Origin of the sequence: Mycolicibacterium tokaiense, assembly GCF_010725885.1 — a bacterium.
GTDB classification, from domain to species: Bacteria; Actinomycetota; Actinomycetes; order Mycobacteriales; family Mycobacteriaceae; genus Mycobacterium; species Mycobacterium tokaiense.
On the sequence record NZ_AP022600.1, the window covers coordinates 6,093,920 to 6,117,140 of the forward strand.

The 23,221-nt window shown below is 70.1% G+C and carries 11 protein-coding genes; 2 read left to right on the forward strand and 9 right to left on the reverse strand.

The annotated features are described in order from the left end of the window. Positions 1-58: 58 nt before the first annotated feature. Entirely contained in the window at positions 59-1,168 is a 1,110-nt protein-coding gene (locus G6N58_RS29375) for a DUF1214 domain-containing protein (RefSeq protein ID WP_115280407.1), read from the forward strand. Between the two features lie 259 nt (positions 1,169-1,427). On the opposite strand, the gene G6N58_RS29380 is transcribed toward G6N58_RS29375, so the two are convergent. From G6N58_RS29380 to G6N58_RS29420, 9 genes are read right to left on the reverse strand one after another with little or no spacing between them, the layout of a single operon-like run. After that, positions 1,428-1,916 carry an AAA family ATPase gene (locus G6N58_RS29380; protein ID WP_115280406.1) on the reverse strand — a complete coding sequence of 163 codons (489 nt, stop codon included), beginning with the start codon at positions 1,914-1,916 and terminating at the stop codon, positions 1,428-1,430. An 11-nt stretch (positions 1,917-1,927) separates the two neighbouring features. Further along, entirely contained in the window at positions 1,928-2,140 is a 213-nt protein-coding gene (locus tag G6N58_RS29385) for an MbtH family protein (RefSeq protein ID WP_115280405.1), read from the reverse strand. Next, positions 2,118-3,422, reverse strand: a complete 1,305-nt coding sequence (gene mbtG / locus G6N58_RS29390) for an NADPH-dependent L-lysine N(6)-monooxygenase MbtG (RefSeq protein ID WP_115280404.1) — start codon at positions 3,420-3,422, stop codon at positions 2,118-2,120. The genes G6N58_RS29385 and mbtG overlap by 23 nt, the downstream gene beginning before the upstream one ends. Further along, entirely contained in the window at positions 3,419-7,843 is a 4,425-nt protein-coding gene (locus tag G6N58_RS29395; protein ID WP_115281959.1) for a non-ribosomal peptide synthetase, read from the reverse strand. Before G6N58_RS29395 ends, mbtG begins: the two co-directional genes overlap by 4 nt. A 26-nt stretch (positions 7,844-7,869) precedes the next feature. Further along, positions 7,870-13,053, reverse strand: a complete 5,184-nt coding sequence (locus G6N58_RS29400; RefSeq protein ID WP_163908532.1) for a non-ribosomal peptide synthetase — start codon at positions 13,051-13,053, stop codon at positions 7,870-7,872. Further along, positions 13,050-15,950, reverse strand: a complete 2,901-nt coding sequence (gene mbtD, locus G6N58_RS29405) for a mycobactin polyketide synthase MbtD (protein ID WP_115280402.1) — start codon at positions 15,948-15,950, stop codon at positions 13,050-13,052. Before mbtD ends, G6N58_RS29400 begins: the two co-directional genes overlap by 4 nt. Beyond that, positions 15,947-17,233, reverse strand: coding sequence for a beta-ketoacyl [acyl carrier protein] synthase domain-containing protein (locus tag G6N58_RS29410; protein ID WP_115280401.1), 1,287 nt, complete (start codon positions 17,231-17,233; stop codon positions 15,947-15,949). Before G6N58_RS29410 ends, mbtD begins: the two co-directional genes overlap by 4 nt. Further along, positions 17,230-17,958, reverse strand: coding sequence for a thioesterase II family protein (locus G6N58_RS29415; RefSeq protein ID WP_115280400.1), 729 nt, complete (start codon positions 17,956-17,958; stop codon positions 17,230-17,232). The genes G6N58_RS29410 and G6N58_RS29415 overlap by 4 nt, the downstream gene beginning before the upstream one ends. After that, positions 17,958-21,434, reverse strand: a complete 3,477-nt coding sequence (locus tag G6N58_RS29420; protein WP_115280399.1) for a non-ribosomal peptide synthetase — start codon at positions 21,432-21,434, stop codon at positions 17,958-17,960. The genes G6N58_RS29415 and G6N58_RS29420 overlap by 1 nt, the downstream gene beginning before the upstream one ends. A gap of 100 nt (positions 21,435-21,534) precedes the next feature. Here G6N58_RS29420 and G6N58_RS29425 point away from each other — a divergent pair, with 100 nt between their 5' ends. After that, positions 21,535-23,211, forward strand: a complete 1,677-nt coding sequence (locus tag G6N58_RS29425) for a (2,3-dihydroxybenzoyl)adenylate synthase (RefSeq protein ID WP_115280398.1) — start codon at positions 21,535-21,537, stop codon at positions 23,209-23,211. Positions 23,212-23,221 lie beyond the last annotated feature (10 nt).

The following is a 23,221-nucleotide window of genomic DNA, read 5'->3' on the forward strand; positions in this document are numbered from 1 at the left end:
CAATTACGTTACAGTCCGACACGTAATCGGTGAGCGTTATCGCGGAAGGATTCCCGACATGACATCCGAGCACCAGTCCACCGCCGCGTGGCGCGACCTCGTGACCACACTCGGCGAGTTGGACCGCTCCTTCCTCACCGGTGACCGCGCGGTCTCCGATGACCGGCACATCGCCGACGGCTACCGGATGCTGGCCACCACCCTGGGCGTCGCCTTCGACACCTACCTGTTCGCCGATCCGAGCCGGCCGGCCTTCGCCGAGATCAACACCCCGTACCGGCGCGACCGGCGGTGGGGCGGCGACAACACCGACGCCTACTACCTGATGTGCCCGGTGGACGAGCAACGCAGGTACCGCATCACCGGCAATGCCGGTGACAGCGTGTACTTCTCACTGACTGCGTACAACGAACCGGCACCGGGGTCCTGGTCGGACCGCATCGTCGGAGCCTGGCGCGACGACGACCTGGACACCAACCCCAACGGAGACTTCACCCTCGAGATCGGCCCCCTGCCCGGGGCTGCGGTGCTGGTGACCCGCGACTACCAGGCCGACCCCGACACCGGGCGTCCGGTGACCTGGCACATCGAGGCCCTGGACGAGCCTGATCCCATCCGCCACGGTGATGTCGAGACCGCGGCCCGGCTGCGGGCGGCCACCGCGTGGATGCGCACCATGTTCGCGATCATGCCGCTGGCGGTCGGAGCCCGGGTGGACGATCAGCATGCCCTCGGTCATCAGGTCAACAACGCTGCCAACGCCTTTGCCGAGCCCTACCAGGTGTTGGACGCCAACTTCGGCTGGTCGGCACGCGACGCCTGCTACTCCTACGGCAGCTTCGTACTCGAGGACGGCGAGGCGTTGGTGATCACCCACCGGCCGCCGACGTGCCGGTTCTGGAACCTGGTGGTGTGGAACCAGTTCATGGCCACCCACAACGCCGGCGACGCGCGTAGCTCGGTGAATTGCCATGGCGCCGTCCCCAACTCAGACGGCACCGTCACCATCGTGGTGTCCCGCGGTATGACGGCGCACCCGAACTCGGTCACCACACTGGACTACCCCCGCGGCAACCTGGCATTCCGGTGGTTCCTGGTGGACGCGGTGCCGCAGCGCCCGGTGGTGGAGTTGGTTCCGGTCTCTGAGGCGCCTACCCAGGTGAGCTAGCCGCGGTGAAGCGTCACACCTGCTGCGCCACGCTGGTATGGCGTCACAACATTACGGCGTGGCTGCCGGACCTCGCCGAGGCCTTGGCATAGCGGGCGCGGTTGAGATCGACACCAGACGAGGATCTCGCGCGTTTCTGTTGTCTGATGTCATTCTCGATGATCGCCGAACACCCTGTGCCACTTGAGTATCTGCCGTCACATCACGGCGACAGCTGACGTTCCCATGCCTTGAAACTCGATCGCGAGGCGATGCTGCTTCACCACCCGGCAGTGGCGGCGATCAGGCCGACCACGTCCTGCGGAGTGTGCTCGCTGCCGATGACCCGCTCGTCGCACTCCGGCAGCGCGTCGTCGCCGCGCCACCACCGCCGAAGCTCCGGTTCACCGAAGTCGGTGCCGTCTTTGGTCCGATGACGACGAACGGTTTCGTCAAAGGACAGGTCGAAGCGGAAGAAGTGGGTGTGACCGCGGTGCTCAGCAGCCAGCGCGGCCAGCATCGGCGCGTAGATGTCACTGCGCAGGATTCCCTCGACGACCACACTGAACCCGCGGTCGAGCGCAAAGCGGGCTGTCTGGGCGATGAGGTCCACCGCGGGGCTGCCGAGGCCGTCGCTGACACCCAGCACCTCGCGCCGCAGTACATCCTGGCTGACCACCACCAGCCCGAAACGGTCCTGCAGCAGCCGGGCCACCGTCGTCTTTCCGGAACCGCTGTTGCCGCGCAGGACCACCAACGTTGCCGGCATCGACTCAGCCGCTACGAGCTCAGCGACTTCCGCAGGCTCAGCGGCCGGATGTCGGTCCAGTTCCGCTCCACGTAGTCCAGGCACTCGCTGCGGCCGGCGGCGCCGAACACCACGGTCCACCCCGCCGGCACGGCGGCGAACTCCGGCCACAGGCTGTGCTGCTCCTCGTCGTTGATCAGCACGTAGAAGGCGCCGGCTTCGTCATCGAATGGGTTGCTGCTCATCGGTTCTCCTCGTTGACGGGTAGGAATCGGCGCTCAGGTCTGCGCCCAGTATCCGATCGGACAGCAGGCCGAGGCAACTCAGATTCGGGAAGCCCGGACCCTGGGTGATGCCGGACAGGTTGGGCAGGAACAACTTCGGCTCCACATCGGCGACGGCAAGGTCATGGCCGATGGCTTCCTGCAACCGGTCCCCGGTCAGCGGGCCGCCCAACCCGAGCTCCAACAGATCCAGGGCGTCTTGACTGAACAGCTCGGTGAACCACAGCGCATCAGCACCCGAACCGTCGACCACCAGGTCGAAACCGTGCACGGTCTCGATGTGCTCACCGCCGCGATTCGTCGAGAGGGTGAGCCGGATCTGACCGTCCCGGCCGACGGCATGGGCCACCCTGCCCCGCAGGTGACGGATGCGGTCATCGGCCAGCAAGGCGTCCTGTACGCGGGCCGAGAAGACGCCGCGGTCGGTGCGGGCCATGGCATCGCGTCGTTCGGCGACGGTGAGTTGGGTCCACCCGGTGGGATCGGAGAACAGCGCGTTCTCGAAGTAGCCCTCACCTCGGGTGAACAGCGTGACCTGCGGCGAGATCACGGTTATGGACGAAACACGGTGCCGGAAGAGCTCATTGAGCATCGAGGCCGCCGTCTCACCGCCCCCGATCACGGCTACCCGTTCGGCGTTGATCCGATCGTGCTCGGCCACCCGGTGCCAGAACTGAGCGATGGACAGCACCCGCGGATTCCCGGGCAGGAGCGAGCGTTCTGCCTGGCCGGGGCCGGTCACCATCACCGCATCGGCGTGCACCGTGGTCTCCCGGGTGTGCAGTGCCCAGCGCCTGCCGGCGGGGCTGTCCTGCACGGCGAGGCTCTCCACCTGCCCGTGCACCACCGTCATCCCCACGGCATCGGCCACCCACTGCAGGTACTGCGCCCAGCGGCGGTGCGGCGGGGCCGGCCTGCCCCGATCGATCCACTCGGCGAACTGCCCGGTGCTGATCAGGTAGGACTGCCAGCTGTGCCGGGTCATCCGCTCGTCCAGTTCGGCATTGCGACCGGGGGCCACCGCCGAGCGGTACGGAAAGCCGATGTCCTTCTCCGGACTGGTACCCAGCCGGTGCTCGCCATCGGTCCAGCCCCCACTGGCCTGCCAGTTGGCCGCGACCGCGGTGCGTTCGACGGCCACCACCTCCGGTGCGGAAATGCCCATGTCGCGCAGCGCGGCGGCCTTGGCCGCGACGGCCACCGCCTTGGCGCCGGCACCGATGATCGCGAGTGTGCTGCTCACAGTGCCCCTTTCAGTGTTGTGATGGCCCCCCGCCAGAGCGCGGACAGGTGGTCGATGTCGTCCTGAGTGGACAACAGTTCGCTCCAGCGCCAGCTGGTCAGCAGTTGCGGGCCGTTGTCGGTCGGCGTCACCACGGCGATGACGTCGAAGGTATAGCGCAGGCCGAGATGGGGCTCCGAGGAGATCGGCAGCTGCTGGTTGAGCACCGGATCAGTGACCAGCGACCACGGCGCGCCCTGTACACCGGCCCCGTCGGACCCCAAGTCGAAGCGGCCCATGTAGTTGAACTCGATCTGCGGCTGCGGTGCGGCCAGCAGCTCGGGATCACGACCGCGGTAACGCAACAGTCCGTAATCCAGCCCCCGATTGGGCACGGCCGCAATCTGATCGGTGACCGACCGCACCAGCGCGCGGGCCAGGGCCGGCTCGCGGCCGGCCAGGTCGACGTCCACCGGGCAGTCCGAAGCGCCAAACCGCACCGGATACACCGACGTGAACCAGCCGAGCGTGGCGGAGGTGTCGACGCCGTCGCCCACCAGGGTGTCCTCGCGCCCGTGGCCCTCGACCGCCACCAGTGCGCCACCGCGGGCATCCTCACCGCGTGCGATCCGCCACGACGCCACCGTCACGGTGAGCGCAGCCAGGAGGAAGTCCCGCATCTCCACCCCGGCCGCGTCGAGGGCCTCCAGCAGGGACTGCGTCTGCGTGGCGTCGACGACGATGTTCTGCTGACGCAGCGATGCCCAGGTATCAGTGGCCGGGTCCGGGAGCCGCCGACCGAGCAGCGGATCTGCACCGCTGAGCACCTTCTGCCAGTACGGCCGCTGCTCGGTCACCTCGGCGGAGGCGCTGCGCTCGGCGAGCAGACGACCGAACTCCCGATAGGTGGTGTACTCGGCCTCCTGCAACGGGGTTCGGCCCGCCGCCAGCTCGTCGGCGATGTGCGCAAGGTCGGCCAGGACGGCGTACCACGACACCACGTCGGTGGCCAGGTGGTGCACGCACGCCAATAGGACCGGCCGTGGGCCGCCGAAGCGCACCAGCGCAAGCATGGCCCCGGTGGTCGGATCGATGCGCTCGAGCGCAGCAACGGCTTCGACGCCCAGCAGCGCCTCGGCCGGGCCGTTCACCACACGCAGGATGTCGCGGGCGGGCACGGCGCCCGGCGGTCTGGTCACCAGCACCGATCCGGACAGCACCGAGCGCAGCATGTCGTGGCGGTCCAGTAGCGCCTGCACCACCGCCTCGAGGCGGGCATCGGTGATGTTGGACGGCAACGCGATCAGCAGGTTCTGGGTGAAGCGGCGGAAGCCGCCGGTCTCCAGCATCCAGTCCACGATCGGGGCCGGTGCCACCTCGCCGAACCGCTCTGGCTCGACGGCTGCCGGTGCCACCGCGTGGCGGCCCTCGTCGATGGCGGCGGCGAGCTCGCGGATATTGGCGCACTCGAGCATCAGACGCGCCCGCAACACCACGCCACGCCGGCGGGCCGCCTGCACGAACGACAGTGCCGCGATGCTGTCCAGACCCAGGTCCAGGAAGTCGGTGGTGACGTCCACCCGGGCGGAGTCCAGCACCTCGCACAGCAGCGCGGCGAGCACCGATTCGGTTTCGGTGTCAGGCTCGTCGGCGGTGTCCTCGTTGGGATCAACTGTCGGTAGGGCGGATTCGTCGATCTTGCCGTTGCTGTTCAGGGGCAGTGCATCGACGGCGATGATGTGCTGCGGCACCATGTACCGGGGCAGGCGACGCAGCAGCAGGGCGCGCACGTCAGCGATGTCGTCACGACCGGCCACCACGTAGGCACTCAGCCGGTGCCCGCCGCCGTGTCGGCGCACCAAGACATGTGCCGCGCGAACGCTGTTGTGCTGCAACAGCGCCGCGACGATCTCGCCCGGTTCGACTCGGAACCCGCGGATCTTGACCTGATCATCGGAGCGGCCCAGGAACTGCAGCCCGCCGTCTGTACCCCGGCGCACGACGTCGCCGGTGCGGTACATCCGGCGGCCGGGCAGAACCGGATCGGCGACGAACCGGGCGGCGGTCTCCCCTGCCCGCCCGAGATACCCGCGGGTCAACTGGTCACCGGACAGGTACAGCTCGCCGGCCACCCCGTCCGGAACCGGACGCAACCAGGAGTCCAGGATGTGGGCGACGGTGGGCGCGGTGGGCCGGCCGATTGCCGGCGAGCGATGGTGATCGACGGCCGCCACCACGGCTTCCACCGTGGTCTCGGTGGGGCCGTAACAGTTGAAGGCTGCCATCCCGGTGCGGGCGCATTCAGCGGAGATCCGGGCCCAGTCGGTGACGCCGACGGCCTCCCCGCCCAGCGCCAGCACGGCCAGTGGGACATCGGAGAGCAGCCCAAAACCCCTCAGCTGCCCGAACATCGAGGGGGTGGTGTCGATCATGTCCAGACCGAAGCGCCGGATGACGCCCACCAGCGCTTCGGCGTCACGTTGGGCGGCGTCGTCGACGATGTGCACGCTGTGCCCGTCCAGCAGGGCGGCCAGGGGTTGCCAGGCCGCGTCGAAGGTGAACGACCAGGCATGCGCGACGCGCACGGGACGGCCCAGCCGGGTTGCCGCGGGCGCCAGGACGTGCCGTGCGTGGTCGGCGGCGTAGGCCCGGACCGCGCGGTGGGTGCCTATCACGCCTTTCGGGCGTCCGGTGGTGCCGGAGGTGAACACGACGTAGCAGGCCTGGTCGGGCGCAACGGCGGCCGGGCGGAACTGCGTGGGGTCCGTGTCGATGACATCCGGATAGGCGGCGGCGTCGAGCACCACCGAGGTCCCGGTCTGGGTGAGGATGTCGTCGATGCGGTCGGCGGGCATGCCGGGGTCCAACGGCACGATGACACCGCCGGCTTTCAGGACGCCGAACATGGCGACGACGTACTCCGGTCCGCGGGGCAGGGTGATCGCGACCGGCGTCTCGGCCGACACCCCCCGCAGCACCAGCCCGGCCGCCACCCGGTTGGCAGCGTCGTCCAGCTCGGCATAGGTGAGCGAGCCAGAGGACCAACTCACCGACGCCGAATCACGATGTAGCGCAGCAACATCGGCGAACGCGGCGTGTACGCCGCCGGACGGGCTGACGGCCGGGGTGGCGGCCATCCGGGCTGTTTCCGCGGGCAGACGTACGTCGATGGCGCGCAGCGGCCGGTCCCAGTCGGCCACGATCCTGGTGACGGTGCCCAGCAGCCGCTCCCCCAGCTGATCGGCCGGCATGGATCCCAGTGCGCCGTCGAGGGTCTCGACGAACATCACAAGTTCCCCGTCGCCCAGGTGCGCGGCGATGGTGACCGGGAAGTGGGACAGGCTCTCCAACGCCGCCGGGTGGAACACGGCATCGCCTGCGGGGAACTCGGTTTCACCCACGATGCCGCCGGGGGGAAAGTTCTCGTAGACCAGCAGCGTGTCGAACAGCTCCCCCACTCCGGCCAGGGCGCGCAGCTCGCCGTGCCCGAGGTAGCTGTGATCACGCAGCGCGGCAGCTTCGCGCTGCAAGGCCAGCGTCTGCTGCCCGACTGTGGCCGCGGGGTCCAGCCGCACCCGCAGCGGCACGGTGTTGATGAACAGGCCCACCATGGATTCCACCCCGGTGAGCTCGGCAGGGCGCCCGGACACCGTGACGCCGAAGGTCACGTCGCCGCGGTCGGTCATCGCGGACAGCATTGTGGCCCAGGCCATCTGAACGACGGTGTTGACGGTGACACCGCGACGGCGCGCGGCCTCGGTCAGCGCCGCGGTGGCGGCCCGTCCCATCCGCACCTCGGTGTGCGCGGGCCGGCCCGCGCGGGGCGGCGCCGACGTCAAGGCCGGACTGAGCAGGGTCGGGGCGTCGATGCCTTTGAGGTGGTCCCGCCACAACGCCCGGCTGGCTTCCGGGTCACGGCCGGCCAACCAGCCGATGTAGTCGCGGTACGGCCGCGGCGCATCGGGCAGCGCGGCGGTGTCACCGCCGCTGCGGTACAACGTGATCAGTTCGCCGATGAACAGCGGCAGCGACCAGCCGTCGATCACGATGTGGTGCGCGGTGACCACCAGGCGCCAGTGGGACTGCGGCACCTCGACGAGCAGGAACCGGATCAACGGCCCGTTCTCGAGCACGAACGGGCGGGCCCGCTCAGTGGCTTCCAGGGCGGCGACGTCGGCGGCCGGGGCGGTGACGTGCTGCCACGGCAGGTCCACCCGGGAGGGCACCACCTGCACCGGACGGCTCAGGTTGCCCCGGAAGAAGCCGGCCCGCAGGTTGGGGTGGCGCACCAGCATGGCGGTGAGGCACCGGCGCAGCAGCGTCACATCCAGTGTTCCGGTGATGTCGGCGGCCATCGCGATGACGTACGGGTCGTCGCCGGCTTCTCCGGCGTTGAGCGAGGCCAACGAGTAGAGCCCCTGTTGTAAGGGGCTCAGCGCCATCACGTCCTCGATGGCAGGTGTGTTGCTCACGGTCGCCCGTCGGCGTCGGCACCCACCCAGGACGCGGTGAGTTCGGCGAGTTCGTCGGTGGACAGCCCCGATGCGGTCATGGGGGCGTGGTGGACATCGGAGGCCTCCTCGGCGCCGGCCCGGTGGTCCACCGCCACCGCCAGGTCGGCCAGCACCGGGTTCTCGAAGATCATCCGGGCGGTGATCGCCAGGCCGGATTCCTTTCCGCGGGAAGCCATCTGCACCGCCAGGATGCTGTCCCCGCCCAGGGTGAAGAAATCGTCGTGCCGGTTCACCACATCCACGTCGAGCAACCCGGTCAACAGGTCGGCCAGCGCCCGTTCGGTGTCGGTGACCGGCGGCTGGGCCGGGACGGCGGCGGGCGTGCTCCGGGTGGGGCCGGGGCTGCCGAGGATCTCCAGGCGTCCGTCGGACAGCCAGCGGGCGCGGTCACCGCTGCGGTAGCACAACGAATCCGGGTTGCCGGCAGAGGGATCGGGCACCAGTCGCGACGGCCCGGGTGAGGTGGCAGCCCACTGTGCCGTGGCCAGCGGGCCGCCGGTCAGGTAGAGATCACCCACCGCACCCACGGGCACGAGGTGCAGGTCGTCGTCGAGCACGAGAGCCGTTCCCCCGCCGAACTCGTCGACGATGCGGCGCCGTTCCTCGGCGTCGGTGAGCTCCAGCTCCCCCAGCCGGGAATCCGGCTCGCCGGCGAACCAGGCCAGCACCCGGTCCAGCCAACCCGCCAGCCGCTGCACCGTCTCGCGGCGGTACAGCTCGGGGCGGAAGATGATGTGCCCGCTGTAGCCCTCGGTGGTCGACCCCGGGGTGGCGTAGAAGTTCAAGGAGAGGTCGGCCTGGGTGAGGTCGAACGGAGGTTCCAGGGCGGTGAACGTGGTGTCGCCCTCGGGCCCGGTGTCGATGACCCGGCCGGCGGGCAGCTGTTCGCGCACATGGACGACGACCTGGAACACCGGGTTGCGCGCCAGCGACCGGGACGGACGCAGAGCGTCGACCACCTGGTCGAACGGCAGATCCTGGTTCGCGTAGGCGCCGAGCGCCATGTCCCGGGCGCGCGCCAGGATCTCCCGCGCGGACGGGTTGCCGCTCAGATCGTTGCGCAGCACCACGAAATTCACGAAGAACCCGATCAGCTGGTCCAGTTCGGCTTCCGTACGCCCCGCCACCGGGGTGCCGATCGCGACGTCGCGCCCGCCGCCGGCCTTGTGCAGCACCACTGCCACCGCGGCCTGCAGCAGCATGAACTCGGTGACGCCCAGTTCACGGCACAGCTCGGCCAGTATGCCCCGGGTGGCCGCTGAAACGTGCAGCGGCACCGAGTCCCCGGCCCCGGACGGCACCGGTGGGCGCGGAAAGTCGTGCGGCAGGCCGGTTTCCTCTCCCAGGCCGGCCAACGTCCGGGTCCAGTAGTCGCGCTGCGCTGCGACGATGCCGGCGTCGTCGCCGAACAACTGCCCCTGCCAGGCGCCGAAGTCCGCGTACTGCACCGGCAGCGGCGCCCAGCTGGGCTGGTCCCCGGCCCGACGCGCGCGGTAGGCGGTCAGCAGATCACTGAACAGCACGGTGGCCGACCAGTGGTCACCGGCGATGTGGTGGATCACCAGCGACAGCACGTGCCGGTCCGGGGCCGCCAGGACCGCGGCTCGGAAGGGCAGATCCTGTTCGAGGTGGAAGACGTGGGTGCGCAGCCGGTCCAGCTCTGCTGTCAGCCAGTGTTCGTCGCCGGTGCCGGTGTGGACCTCGACGGGCGCGTGCGGGCTGATCATCTGGTAGGGCACACCGTCGATCTCGCGGTAAGTGGTCCGCAGGATCTCGTGCCGGTTCACCACGTCGTTGATCGCCGCGGCCAGCGCCGCGGTGTCCACCGGTCCGCGCAGTTCCGCCGCGAACGGGATGTTGCCGACCGCGCTGGGCCCATCCACCTGGTAGGCGAACCAGCTGCGCAGCTGCGAGGCCGACAGCGGCATCGGTGTGTCGTGCGGCAGAGGCAGGAGTTTGGGCCTACCGGGGGCGCCATTGCCCGCGGCGGCAGCATCAATGTACTCGGCGAGCGCCGAGACGGTGGCAAGTTCGAAGATCTCACGCACCCCGACTTCCACGCCGAACCTGTCCCGGATGGTGGCCACCAGCTTGGTCGCCACCAAGGAGTGCCCGCCGAGGTCGAAGAAAGAGTCGTCGGCGCCCACCTGTTCGCGGCCCAGCAGGTCCGAGAACACCTGCGCGAGCATGTGTTCGGTGTCGGTGCCGGGGGCGCGGAACTCGGTGACGGCACCGATCTCCGGGTCCGGCAGGGCGCGGCGGTCGATCTTGCCGTGCGCGGTGATCGGGATCTCGTCGAGCACGACGTAACCGGCGGGCACCATGTACTCCGGCAATGCTGCCGCGACCCGGGCCCGGATGCTCGCCACATCAACGGTTTCCGCGCTGTGGCCGCTGACCGGGGTGAGGTAGCCGACCAGGCTGCGGCCCAGCTGCGGCAGGTCGCTGACCACCACCACCGCCTGACCCACGGTGGGCTCCACCGAGATGGCGGCTGCGACGTCCCCGAGTTCGATCCGGAAACCGCGGATCTTGACCTGCTCGTCGGCGCGGCCGACGAACTCGATGTCGCCGTCGGCATTGCGCCGGGCCAGGTCCCCGGAGCGGTAGAGCCGGGCGCCCGGGGTGAACGGATCGGCGACAAAGCGCTCGGCGGTCAGGCCGGGCCTGCGGTGGTAGCCGTGGGCGACGTGGGTGCCGCCGATGTAGATCTCGCCGATCACGCCCACCGGCACGGGCTGCAGCGCGTCGTCGAGGAGGTGCAGGGAAGTGTTGATCTTCGGTGTGCCGATGGGCACGATCCGCGTGCCCTGTTTGCCCTCGACCTTGAAGCGGCTGGCGTTGATCACGGTCTCGGTGGGGCCGTAGAAGTTGTGCAGCAGCGCGTCGAAGGTGGCGTGGAACTTGTCGGCGACCTCGCCGGGCAGCGGCTCGCCGCCGATCGGGACCCGCCGCAGCGTGCGCCACTCGTTGACGCCGGGCAGCGACAGGAACAGGCCCAGCAGCGAGGGCACGAAGTGCATCGCGGTGATGCCCTCGGTGCGGAGCAAATCGGTGAGATAGCCGATGTCGCGCAAGCCGTCGGACTTGTGGATCACCAGCCGTGAGCCCATCGCCAGGGTGCCGAACACCTCCGCGATGGACACGTCGAAACTGGGTGAGGCCACCTGCAGCAGGCGGTCGCTCTCGCCGGCGTGGTACTCGTCTTTGAACCAGACGAAGTACTCCGCGACCGGGCGGTGCGGGACCGGCACGCCCTTGGGCAGACCGGTGGAACCCGAGGTGTAGATCAGGTAGGCGGTGTTGTCCGGTCCGACCGGGCGTACCCGGTCGGCATCGGTGGGATTGTCGGTGCGGTAGTCCTCGACACCGGAAACCGGCTCGCGCAGCACCAGTTCGGCGTCGCAGTCGGCCAGGATGAAGGACAGCCGGTCCTCGGGGTAGGTCGGGTCGATAGGCAGGTAGACAGCGCCGGCCTTGGCCACCCCCAGCGCGGTGACCACCAGCTCGGGCGACTTGTCGAGCAGCACGGCCACCCGGTCCTCGGCCCCGACACCCCGATCGATCAGCCAGTGTGCCACCTGGTTGGCGGCGGCGTTGAGCTCCCGGTAGCTGATGTGGCGGCCCTCGTACACCACGGCCACGGCATCCGGCGTCCGGTCGACCTGCTCTTCCACCAGGTCGGCAAGTGTCGTGGGGGTGGTGGAGAACTCTTGGCCGTAGGTGGCGTCCCGCAACCAGGCCGCCTCCCCCGCGCTCAGGTAATCCAACCGTGACAGCGGCGAATCCGGTTGCGTCAGAGCAGCTTCCAGCAGCTTGGTGAAGTGGTCGAGCAACTGGCGAGCCAGTGCGGGGTCGATGATCTCGACCAGGTGCTCGATCTCGATCATCAGGCCGCTGGTGTCGAATTCCACCATGAGGCCCAGCGGGAGTTGGGTCAGGTTGCCGCGCAGCTCGGCGCGTTCGCAGTGCACGCCGGGCGGGGTGAACCCGAACCGGTCCGGGCCGCGGAAACCGAAGCTGACCCGTGCCATCCGCTCGGCACCGTGCCTGCGGTCCGGGTTGAGTTCGCGCACCATCCGGTCCAGGCCGACGCGCTGGTGGGCGAACGCCCCCAGCGCGGTGTCGCCGGTGGTGGTCAGGAATTCGCGGAACGTCATGTCCGAGCGGAGGCGCAGCCGCATCGCGACCGTGTTGCCGTGATAGCCGATGACGCCCCCGGTGGTGGCGTCGCGGTTGAGCACCGGGGTCACGGTGAGGAAGTCGTCGGTGTGGGTGTAACGGTGCATCAACGCGCCGAACACCGACAGCAGAACAACGTAGGGCGTGGTGCCACTCTCGCGGGCCAGGGCGGTGATGCGCTCCGCGCTGTCCGCGGTGAGCCGCACAGCGCTGCGCGCGGATCGCCAGCTGGTGGGCACCGCCGAGCCGTGGGGTCCCGGGAGCTCCAGCGGCTCGGGCGGATCGGCCATCACCTCACGCCAGTACCGGGCGTCGGCCTCGACTGCGGCGGTGTCGTCACGGACCACCCGGGAGGGCTCGGGCCCCAGCTGCGTACCGCAGTACGCCGCGGTGAGGTCGGTGAAGAACACCTCCCAGGAGCCGTCGTCCCACGCGATGTGATGGGCCACCAGCAGCATCACCAACTCGTCAGGCCCGGTGCGGATGACGGTGATCCGCAGCGGGGCGTCGGCGGCGAGGTCGAACGGCGCGGCGAACTCCCGCTGCGCCAGCACCTCGAGTCGCAGTTTCCGCGACGACGCGGGCAGCGCCGACAGGTCGTGCTCGGCCCACCCGGGTCGCAGATCGGCCTGCACCGACGCGTGCGGAACCCCGAGCTCGTCGGCACGGTAGGTGGTGCGTAACACGCTGTGCCGGAACGTCACCGCATCCAGTGCGTCGTGCAGCCGGGCGGTGTCGACCTCGCCGGTGATCCGGTAGGACAGGCAGACGTTCAGTAGGGCGCCGCTGGGGTCGGCGGCATGCACGAAGTACATCCGCAACTGTCCCTCCGACAGCGCATCCGAGGGCGCCGTCGCGGCGGACTCGACCGACGCAGCCCGCAGGCCACGTTCGGCCAGTTTGCGGCGCAGCAGTTCCAGCCGCTGCGCATCGGTGGTGGTGTCGATGTCAGTCACGTGGGGGAATCGCTTTCTTCGAAGGTGGCGACGAGCTCGCGGACGGTGATGCCGCCCAGCAAGGTCGCCAGCGCCACCGAGCGGCCGGTGACCCGCGTGATGCGCTTGCGCAGATCGAGGGCCAACAGTGAGTCCATGCCGAGGTCGAACAGAGTCGCCGCGGGGTCCAGCGGACGGTCGGCGAGGTTCAACACGCTGACCAGCTCCGCGCGCACCGCGTCGGCCGCGTGTGCTGGGCTGTCGACGGCGATGGCGCCGGCCTCGGGTTCCGCGGTGTCGAGGAAGGTACGCAGCCGATCCGGGTCGGCGCTGAGTATCAGCGGGTCGCCTGCGTGGTCACGCAGCCCGGCTTCGACGGCGGGACGGGCGGCCATCTGCTGCAGGCCGGAGCGCTCCACCCGGTTGATCTCGGCGGCGTCGATGATGTTGCTGCCCTGCCACAGTCCCCACCGCACGGAGGCACAGCGGTACCCCTGGGTGCGCAGCTGCGCGGCCAGCACGTCCAGCAGGCGGTTGGCTGCGGCATACCCGGTGGCACTTTTGCCACCCCACACGCCGATCACCGAGGAGCACAACAGCATTCGGGCATCCGGGTGCAGCGGCCAGAGGTCGACCAGGTTTGTCAGCCCGGTGAGTTTGGCGGCGCACATCTGCTGCAGGTGTTCACCACTGACCAGCAGCCGCGGTGCGAAAGCCGCGGTACCGGCGGCGTGGATCACCAGCGACGCACCACCGTCGGCGTACGCCTCGGCCGCGGCGGCCACCGATTGCCGGTCGGTGATGTCGCACGCGGGCGCGTGCACCTCGACGCCGGCCGGGCAGGTGCGCAGGAACTCCCGGACCGCGGGTGCGTCGGCGCCGCGGCGGCTGAGCAGGACGACGCGCCGGGCACCCCGCTCGACCAGCCGGCGCGCGAAATGCAGGGCGATGGTGCCGGATCCACCGGTGATCACCACGTTGTCGAGCTGGTCGGCGGGCAGCGGGGGTGCGGCGTCAGGCGGGTTCTGCGTGACGTCGCGGCGCAGCAGCCCGCCGTCGCGCAGCGCCACCTCGCCGTGCGCCGAGCGTACGGCGTCCAGCAGGGTGGTGGCGTCGGTATCCCATCCCGGGAGGTCGAGATGGTGGAACGTGTGGTCGGCGGCCTCGTGACCCAGGCTGCGGTGCATGACCGCCAACGCGGCCGGCACGGGTGCGGGGGTCGGGTCCCCTTCTCTGGCGCAGACTCCGCCCGCCGTCACCAGCCACACGTCGCGGCAGCCGGCACCCAGTGCTTCGACGTAGTCCAGCAGACCGGCGTCCACTCGGGCGGCGAGGTCGGCAGCCGCGCGGGTGACGTCGGCGCCGGTGTCGCGCGGGGCGAGCACCAGCACCAGGTCGGCGTCGGCGACCGGCACCGCGTCGGCGGCAGCCGCGCGGATGCTCTCGGCGATCGTGTCGCCCCCACCCAGGTCGAGCACACCGATGCGTCGGTCGCCGGCACGCGCGGGCGGTGCGGGTGCCCAGGTCTCCGTGAGCACCGAGACCGTGGGTACCGGTGACATGGGTTGGGGTGCGGCCCAGAAGAACCCGGCCCGCATGGGGGCGGGGGGAAAGTCACGTAGCGCCGGAGAATGCGCCGGCGGCAGCAGGTCGATCCAGCGGTAGCCGGGATCGACGGTGGCCGCGGCGGCGATGTTGGCCGACAGCTCGTCGACCAGTGGGCGGTCCCGGTGGCCGGAGCCCACCAGCACCGCGGGCCCCTCGGGCAGTTCAGGGGCGCTGTCAACGAGGTCGCTGAGGGCGAACAACAGCGCCGGGTGTGCGGAGAGTTCGACGAAGGCGGTCGCCCCGCATCGCAGGGCCGTGTGCAGTGCCCGGTCGAAGCGCACCGTGTTGCGCAAGTTGGTGTACCAGTAGTCGGCGAAGTCGGTGCCGGGCAGCACCACGGCGCCCGTGGCCGAGCCGATGAACTGCACGGCGCTGTCGGTGAACTCGGCCCGCGGCAGGCGTGCCTGCAGTGTGCCGCGCAGCGGCTCCAAGGCGCTGGTGTGGGCGGGGAAGTCGACGTCGATGTGCCGGGCGAAGCGGCCGCTGCGCTCGGCGTCGCGGACCAGTTCGGCGACGGCGCTGCGCTCGCCGGAAACCACCACCGAGGAGTCCGCGTTGACCACCGAGAGCTCCAGCCACCCCGGGTTGCCGTCGATCAGTGCGCGGGCAGTGTCGGCGTCGACGCCCAGCACCGCCATCCCGTACTCGCCGGGCAGTTCGCCGACCACTGCTGCCCGCGCTGCCACCACACCCACCGCGGCGTCGGCGGTGAGGGCGCCGGCGAGGTAGGCAGCCGCCACCTCACCGAGGCTGTGGCCCACCGTCAGGTCCGGCGTCACCCCGCAGCCCCGCCACACCGCCGCCAGGGCCACAGCGTGCACGAATTGGGCTGCCTGGATCTGGATCTGGGTGAACTCCCGGGCATCGCCGCGCAGGTAGGGCCCCGGGGTGTCGTGCCCGGCCGCGGCGAACGCGGCCTCGAACACCTCGGCCGTCGCGCGGTAGTCCGACAACAACCGGTAGGCGTCGGCTCCCATACCCGGCCACTGGTTGCCCTGCCCGGGCAGCACGAAGGCCAGCCGCGGCGCGGCGGCCACACCGGAGTGCGTCACCAGCGGGTGGTCCTCCCCCGCGGCCACCGCGGTCAGTCCCGCGATCAGCTCGGCCCGGTCGGCTGCCCGGATGACGGCGCGGTACCGGCGGATTCGCCTGGTACGTAGCAGGTGTGCGGCCACCGCAGCGACGTCGACGTCGGGTCGGTCACCCAGATGACCGAGCACGGCGGCGGCGTCGGCGCGTACCAGGTCGGCGGCGTGAGCGGACAGCACCACCGGCACGCGGCCGTCCGGGAAGGACACGGCGCGGCTCACTCGGGCACCGCCACGATGAGGTGGGAGTTGGTACCGCTCATCCCGAAGGCGGTCACCGCACCCACGCGGTACCCGCCGGCGGCGACCCAGGGGGTGAGTTTGTCGGCCAGGCGCAGACCTTGTGCCTCCCAGTCGATTTCGCGGCTCGGCTCGTCGACGTGAAGGGTCGGGGGGACCGCGGCATGCTGGGCGCTCACCAGTACCTTGGCCAGGCCGAGTGCGCCCGCGGCGGCCTGGGAGTGGCCGACATTGGACTTCACCGAACCCAGCAGCGGACCCCGGCGCGGGGTGGTGGCTCCGTAGGTCCGGCTCAGCGAGTGCAGTTCGGTGCGGTCCCCGAGCACCGTGCCGGTGCCGTGTCCTTCCACCATGCCCACCTGGTCGGGGGTCAGCCCGGCCCGGTCGAGCGCCCGCCGGAACAGTCGTACCTGTGCCGTCTCACTGGGGGCGGTCAACCCGGTGGTGCGGCCGTCCTGGTTGACGGCGCCGGCGCGGATCTCGCCCAGGATGGTGCGGCCGTCCCGCAGCGCGGCGGAGCGCCGCTGCAGCAGGAACATGCCCGCGCCCTCGGCCCAGACCGTGCCGCTGGCGTGTGCGCTGTACGGGCGACACCGCCCGTCGTCGGAGAGTGCGTGCTGCTTGGCGAACTCGACGAAGAACCCGGGTGAGTTCATCACACACACCCCGCCGGCCAGCGCCAGATCGCACTCGCCCGCCACGATCGCTGTGACCGCTGTGTTGAGCGCCACCAGGGCCGACGCACAGGACGCGTCGATGGTCAGCGCCGGTCCGGCCAGGTCCAGCGTGTAGGCGATCCGTCCGGAGATCACGCCCAGCGCCGTCCCGGTGATGAGGTGGCCGGTCTGATCGGTGTAGTCGCTCAGATCGGGACCGAACCGGGTGACCGACGCCCCGACATAACACCCGACATCGTGGCCGGCCAGCTCGTCGGGATTGATGCCCGCGTTCTCCACGGCGCGCCAGGCGACCCGCAGCGCCACCCGCTGCTGAGGGTCCATGGCGACGGCCTCACGCGGAGAGATGCCGAAGAACTCGGGATCGAACGAAGCTGCGTCGGTGAGGAACCCACCGAGATCATGGACCGGCTTGAAGCCGTCACGGCGGGAGCCGTCGATGATGTCGCGGACCGGCCAGCCCCGGTCGGTGGGAAACGGGCCCAGTGCCTCGCGCTGTTCGGCCAGCAGTGACCAGAAACCCGGAGCTGAGTCCACCCCGCCGGGGGCTTCGACGGCCATGCCCACGATCACCACGGGGTCGGTCATGCGGCCACCCGTGCTGCGAGGGCGTCGAGGTGCTGGTGCAGGTAGAAGTGCTCGCCGTCGAACAGCTCGAAGGTGAACGCGCCGTCGGTGTGTGACGCCCAGGTGCGCAAGGAGTTCTCGGCCACCCGGGTGTCGGCGGTGCCGCCGACTGCGTGGATGTCGGCGGGCACTCGCACGTCGGCATCACGGGCATAGGTGTTCCAGGCCCGGTAGTCGGCGCGGATGGACGGCAGCAGCATGTCGATGAAGTCGGCGTCGGCGAGCAACCGCGGGTCCGTGCCACCGAGGGCCACCACGTCGCGCAGCAGCTCCCGGTCGGTGGTGGGCACCCGCGGCGCCGCGGCCGCGGTGGACGGTGCGTCGCTGGCCGAGGCCCACAGCTGCTGCACCGGGACCCCCTGGGAATGAGCGGTTCTGGCGAACTCGAACGCCACCAGGGCGCCCATACAGTGTCCGAACAGGCGCAATGGGGCGAGCGCGGACCAGTCCGCGGCGCCGAACAGATCGGCGGCCAGGTGTTCCAGCGTCGGCGCGGGCGGCTGTGTGAGGCGTTCTGCGCGCTGCGGATACTGCACGATGTAGGCGTCGGCCCCGGCGTGCGCCAGCGCCGTCGCAAAATCCCGGTACGTCGCGGCGGCTCCCCCGGCGTGCGGGAACACCACCACCGACACGGTGCCGCCGCCGGGGAATCGTTTGATCCACGGCTGGAATTCGAGCCGGCCCATCACGACGTCTCGAGCGCCGCAATCACGTCGGCGCCACCCATCTCGGTGACCTCGAGGTACAGCTCGGCCACCGCGTCGAGCCGCTGGTTCGTCCCTTCGTGGCCGGTCAGAACGGCCGCGAGCGCCGAGACGGTACGCGCGGCGAAGATGTCCGACACGGAGACCTGCGGGGCGTCCAGCCATTCCCGGATACGCGCCACCGCCTGGGTCGCGAGCACGGAATCACCCCCGAGAGCGAAGAAGTCGTCATTGGTGCACACGCTGTCGCGGCCCAGCAGATCGGCCACGATCCGGGCCAGCGCACGTTCCAGGGTGGTCGACGGCGCGCTGACGCGGACGCGGTCACCGACTGCCGGTTGGGCGGCCCGCTCGGCCAGCAGGGCGGCCACCGCGCGGCGGTCGATCTTGCCTCCGACGGTGAACGGGATGGCGTCCACGATCTCGATTCGGCTCGGAATCATGTGTGGCGGAAGATGTTCGGCCAGGGCCTGCGTCAACGTCTGCGCCGTCAGGGCCGGATCGCTGACCCGGGCGATGGCCGCCAGCTGCTGGCGTCCGGGCACGTCGAGCACCGTTGCAACGGCGCCGTCGACGCCGCCGACCTTGCTGAATGCGCCCTCCACCTCGCCGAGTTCGATGCGGTAGCCGCTCACCTTCACCCGGTGATCGACCCGGCCGACGAAGTCCAGCACCCCACCCGGGGTGTAGCGGACGAGGTCACCGGTGCGGTACCAGGTGCGATCGTCATACGTGACGAAGCGCTCGGCGGTGAGGTCGGGGCGGCCGCGGTACCCGTTGGCCACACCGCGTCCGGTGACCCAGAACTCCCCCGGTACCCAGTCCGGGCAGTCGGTGCCGTCGGCGGCCACCACGCGGCAGGAGTTGTTCGGAAACGGTGCTCCCAGCGGGATGGCCGACCACTGCGGCTCGAGCGGGCCAGGCTCGAAAATGGTGCAATGCGTGGCAGTTTCGGTGGCGCCGGCCAGTCCGGCCACCCGCACCGTTGGCGCCTCGGCGCGCAGGGCTCGGACCATCTCCGGGCGCACCCAGTCGCCGCCGGTGGGGACCACCCGCAGCGACTGAAGCCGGCCGTGCCCGACTTCGAGCAGCATCTCCAGCCAGCCGGGCAGGAAGTTCAGCACGGTGACACCGTGTTGGTGGATGAGCCGGGCCCACTCGTCGGGATTGCGGCGATCCTGCTCATCGACCACCACCACCGACCCGCCGGCGCGCAACATGCCGAACACGTCGAGCACGGACATGTCGCATTCCAGGGTGGACAGGAACAGCACCCGGTCGCGGGCACCGATCTCGAAGTACCCATTGAGGAACTCGATGGTGTTCATGGCGCCGTCGTGGCTCATCTCGACGCCCTTGGGTTCGCCGGTGGAACCCGAGGTGAACAGGATATAGGCGGTATCACGCGGGTCGACGCGGGCTGGTTCGGTGTCGGCGATCGAGCCGGCTCCCTGCTCGATGGCCTGGGCGACGGTCAGTGCCGGTATGGGCATGGGCTCGATGGTGCTGCCACACACCAGGATCGAGTGCGCACCGGCAGTCTCGAGGATACGGCGGGCACGGTCGGCCGGCTGGTCCACTCCGACGGGCAGGTAGGTGGCCCCGGCCGCGGAGATCCCGAGCAGTGCCGGGATCTGCTCGGCGGTCTTGGGTCCCATGACGGCCACCACGTCACCCGGGCGTACCCCCCGGTGGCGCAGCGTGGCCGTGACAGCCAGCACCTGATCGCGCAACTGCGCATAACTGAGGTCGCCGAGGCTGCTGAACACCGCCGGGGCGTCGGGAGTGGCTGCCGCGGCGTGGAAGAACCCGTCGTGCAACGCGTCACCGCTGGGCGCGGCCCGAACGCCGTTGAGCTGGTCGCGGATCTGCTGCTGGTCCGCCGGTACCGGCGATGGATCCGGGGCATCCCAGGCGGCGTCGTCGGAAGCCAGGCGGTGGAGTTCGGCCAGGTGGTAGGCGAACATCGCGTCGATCACGCCGGGGCGGAAGGCATCCTCGCGGACATCCCAGTTGAGCAGCAGGCCGCCGTCGAAGGGCGTGATCTGGGCGTCCAGCAGCACCTGCGGTCCTTGCGAGATGTGCCACACCGGGGTGCCGAACTGCTCGGTGACGTCGCCGGCGAACAGATCACCCAGGCCCAGTGCGCTGGTGAACACGAACGGCGCCAGTACCTGGGTTCCGCGGTGGCGGGTGAGGTCGCGCAGCACCGAGAGCCCGGAGTAACTGGAGTGGGCGACCGTGCTGTGCAGCGTGTCCTGCACCACCTGCGCGCGTTCGGCGGCGGTGGTGGTGTCGGTGAGGTCGATGTCGAGCATCAGCGACGACGTGAAGTCGCCGACCAGTTTGTCGACGTCGGCGTGGTAGGGCTCGCGGCCGAACATCGGCAGGTTGAGCAGGAAGCGTGAGTTGGTGGACCACCGGCGCAGCACACCGGAGTACGACGCTACGACCGCCATGGCAGGGGTGATCCCGCGGCGCTGGGCGGCGGCGAACAGCGCCTCCTTGGCGGTGGCGTCGAAGAAGTGGTGCCTGCGGGTGTTGCGGCGCGGATCGGCCTGTTCGGAGCGGGGCACCAGCGGCGGGGCCGGCGGTTCAGGCAGCTCGGGGATGCGGGCGGCCCACCAGGCTCGGTCCGCCTCGGTGGGCGCGGGGTACTGCGCGATGTACGCCGACCGGTACTGCCGGTAGGTGTAGCGCAGTGGCGGCAGGTCGTCGCCCTTGTAGAGGGCCGCGAGGTCGGCCATGAAGTTGCGGTAGCTCACCGCGTCGGCGGCCTGCATGTCGAGGTCGACGTGGACGCGGGTGGCGCCGTCGGGCAGCAGGGTCAGCGCGATCTCGAGCACTTCACCGTCGAGGATCTGATGGCTCTTGCGGTCCCGGATGATCTCCAGCTGCTCGCGGGCGGCCGCGTCGTCGAGGTGACGCAGGTCGGTGATCTTGGGCAGCAGTGTGCGGTCGCCGATGCGTTGGGTGCCGTCGGGCAGAATGTCGACCCGCAGCATCGGGTGCCGGTCTGACAGGGCCGCGGCGGCCGCCCGCAGGCGCTCGGGATCGACTCCGCGGCCGTCGAATTCGACGTAGAGATGTGCGGCGACACCACCGAGGGCCTGATCGGAGTTGCGGCCCACCCAGAGCGCGTGCTGGATGGGAGCCAGGGGGAACGGTGCTGCGGGGTCGTCGCCGTCCGTCTGCTCGGGCGGGGTGGCCGGCGTCTGCGGCGCCGCGCGACGCGAGACCAGGTCAGTCCAGGCCGAGACGGTGGGCTGCTCGGCCAGGGCGGCGAAGCCGACATCGATACCCTGCTTACGCCAGCGCCCCGACAGCGCCATCATGCGGATGGAATCCAGCCCGGCGGCGATCAGGTCGGCGTGCGGGTCGAGGTCGTGGGGGCTGACACCGAGGAGTTCGGCCACCTCGGTGTGGACGGTGTCAGCGGTGGTCGCGACGACACCCACGTGGTTTACCTCCGAATTAGTACAGGCTGCCCTAACTGAGGGGACGCTACCTTATATTCGGGTGACCTGACACTCCTACCCGAAGGGGCCACACCGAGCGATGAGCGCGGGATTCGACGGTCGGCACGCCGATGACCTGGACCATTACCCGGATCTGGCCCGCGGCTTCGTGCCGTTCGCGCCCGAGCGCGTGACCGCGTACCGCGAGAAGGGGTTCTGGACCGGCGATCCGCTGGATTCGATCCTGCGCGACGCCGCCGCGGCCTGGCCGGACCGCACCGCGGTCGTCGACACCGAGCACCGATACACCTTCGCCGAACTCGACGCGCTGGCTGACCGGGTGGCGGGCCGGATCGCAGCCCTGGGCGTGCTGCCGGGTGACCGCATGCTGCTGCAGTTCCCCAACACGTGCCAGTTCGCCGTCGCATTGTTCGGGCTGCTACGCGCCGGGGTGGTGCCCGTGCTGTGCCTGCCAGGGCACCGCGCCGCCGAGATGGGGCACTTCGCCGCGGTGAGCGGCGCCGTGGGCCTGGTTGTGCCCGAGCCCACCGCCACCTTCGACTCCCGCGCCATGGCCGCACAGCTGGCCGCTGAGCATGCCGCGCTGCGGCACATCATCATCGACGGGCCCGCCGCGGGTGCGCAGGTGTCGTGGTCGACGCTGACCGCCCCCGGCGGACCGGACGCGCCACCTCGTCTGAGCGTGGACACCACGCTGCCGGCCGTGCTCCTGGTCTCCGGCGGCACCACCGGCCTGCCCAAGCTGATCGCTCGCACCCACGACGATTACGTCTACAACGCCCGGACCTGCGCGCAGGCCTGCGGAATGACTTCTCGCGACACGTATCTGGTGGTGCTGCCTGCGGGTCACAACTTCCCGCTGGCCTGTCCGGGACTGCTGGGTTCGATGACGGTGGGCGCCACCACCGTGTTCACCACCGACCCCAGCCCGGAGGCCTGCTTCGCGCTGATCGACCAGCACCGGGTGACGGTGACCGGTCTGGTCAACGCGCTGGCCAAGGTCTGGACCCAGGCCTGCGAGTGGGAGCCGGTGCTGCCGACATCGCTGCGCTGGGTGCAGGTGGGCGGGTCGCGGATGTCGCCACAGGAGGCCGAGTACATCCTCGACGGCCTGTCCCCCGGGCTGTCTCAGATCTTCGGAATGGCCGAGGGCATGCTGAATTTCACCTACGTCGGCGACCCGCGGGAGGTGGTGGTACACACCCAGGGCCGCCCGATGTCACCCGCCGACGAGATGCGGGTGGTCGATGAGACGGGCGCCGAGGTGGCACCCGGCGCCGAAGGTGAGCTGCTGGTGCGCGGCCCCTACACGATCAACGGCTACTACCGCGCCGAGGAGGCCAACTCCCGCTCCTTCACCCCCGACGGCTTCTACCGGTCCGGCGACCGGGTTCGTCTGTTCGCCGAGGGACCCCGTGCGGGTTACGTCGAGGTGGTGGGCCGGATCAAAGACGTCATCCACCGCGGCGGTGAGACCGTCTCGGCGACCGATCTCGAAGACCACCTGCACACCCATCCGGGCATCGTGTTCGCCGCGGCGGTGCCGTTGCCCGACGAATTCCTCAGCGAGAAGATCTGTGCTGCCGTGGTTTTCGGCGGGCCACCGATCACCCTCACCGAGCTCAACGCCTATCTCGACGAGCGCGGCGCGTCCACACACGCCCGCCCCGACGTGCTGGTGCCGCTTCCTTCACTGCCCACGACGGCGGTGGGCAAGGTGGACAAGCCGGCTCTGATCGCCCAGCTCCTGGGGTGACCCCATCCGG